Below are 636 nucleotides of genomic sequence, written 5' to 3'. Positions count from 1 at the left end.
GGCGCACCGCCTGATGGATCGGGCCGTAGGTGCTGCCCCAGCCGACCAGCACGAGCTTTCCGCCCGGCTCGCCCAGCGTGACCTCCTGCGGCGGAATGCTTTTGGCGATGCCGTCGACTTTGGCCTTGCGCAAGTCGGTCATCGTCTGATGGCTGGCGGGCGAATAGTCGATGTCGCCGGTCAGCGGGTTCTTTTCGATACCGCCGATGCGGTGCATCAGGCCGGGCGTACCCGCCTTGATCCAGGGGCGCGCGCCGTTTTCGTTGCGCGCAAACGGCAGCAAGGTGCCGTCGGGGCCGTTTGGTTCTTCAAGGAACGTCACCGGAAACGGCGCATAGCTCGCCGGATCGGGCACTTTCCAGGGCTCGGCGGCATTGGCGATATAGCCGTCGGTCAGGAGGATGACCGGGGTCATGTAGCGCGTGGCGATGCGCACCGCCTCGATCGCGCAATCGAACGCATCGGACGGGCTGCGCGCGGCGATCACCGGGATCGGCGTGTCGCCGTTGCGGCCATAGACCGCCTGATAGAGGTCCGACTGTTCGGTCTTGGTCGGCAGGCCCGTCGACGGACCGCCGCGCTGCGAATTGACAATCACCAGCGGCAGCTCGGTCATCACCGCAAGACCCATCGCTT

General features: G+C 66.0%; 1 pseudogene. It reads right to left on the bottom strand.

The features are described from left to right. Nucleotides 1-636 (bottom strand): annotated as a pseudogene (locus AQZ50_RS19485) (2-oxoglutarate ferredoxin oxidoreductase subunit alpha); the annotation flags it as partial.

Origin of the sequence: Novosphingobium sp. Fuku2-ISO-50 (assembly GCF_001519055.1) — a bacterium.
Taxonomy (GTDB): domain Bacteria; phylum Pseudomonadota; class Alphaproteobacteria; order Sphingomonadales; family Sphingomonadaceae; genus Novosphingobium.
The sequence above is the reverse complement of the archived record's forward strand: the minus strand, read 5'-3'. Positions and strand labels throughout refer to the sequence as shown.